Source organism: Psychrobacter sp. SCQQ22 (assembly GCF_015864605.1).
In the GTDB taxonomy this organism is placed as follows: domain Bacteria; phylum Pseudomonadota; class Gammaproteobacteria; order Pseudomonadales; family Moraxellaceae; genus Psychrobacter; species Psychrobacter fozii.
Genome location: NZ_JADYWZ010000014.1, coordinates 340 through 1,016, shown reverse-complemented (window position 1 = coordinate 1,016; position 677 = coordinate 340). Strand labels below are relative to the sequence as shown.

At 56.3% G+C, this 677-nt stretch carries 1 protein-coding gene; it reads right to left on the bottom strand.

Going from position 1 to position 677, the window contains the following annotated elements; translation table 11 throughout:
• The coding region (locus I6E84_RS13880) for a Calx-beta domain-containing protein (RefSeq protein WP_197218593.1) at positions 1-677 on the bottom strand (677 nt) is incomplete at both ends.

Below are 677 nucleotides of genomic sequence, written 5' to 3'. Positions count from 1 at the left end.
TGGCTGATGGCAAAGACGATGCTGTCGCCTACACCTTCGGTGGCGCTGTCCGTCGTCGCTTCAATGCTCACCACAGGTATGGCATCACCCGCATCGTTAATCGTGCCGATGCCTATCACGCCGCCAATCTCAAGCGTGGTGGTTTCATTGTTCTCAAGAATGGCATCAGTAAGCGCAGGATAGCTGACGGTAAAGTCGGTGACCCCAGCAGGGACGGTGATGGTGCCCGCTACTGGATCATAGGTGACACCGTTGCTAAAGATGAGATCAGCAGGGTCGCTACTGTAATCACCAGCGGTTGCACTGCCATCCGTTAAATCAAAGTCATAGGTGACGTCGGCTTCGGTGACGCCATTGACGGTGACACTGTGCACGAGGGTATCGCCCTCGATGGCACTGGCGTCGCCAACTGTGACGGTCGGTTTGTCGCCCTCGTTTACGGTGCCGTCTGTCGCGTCTTCATCGAAGATGGTGGCGCTGTCGGTGGCGGTGCCAATGGCGGCATTGAGCGCATTGCTGATGCTCATGCTCAGCGCTTCTGAGACCTCATAGATGGCATCGTCATTTGGGGTGATGGTAAAGGTTGGCAGGATGCTGCTACCCGCTGGAATGCTCACACTAACCCCAGCAATGGCGTCAGCCACGCTGATGGTTTGCGTGCCATTGGCATCCGTAAA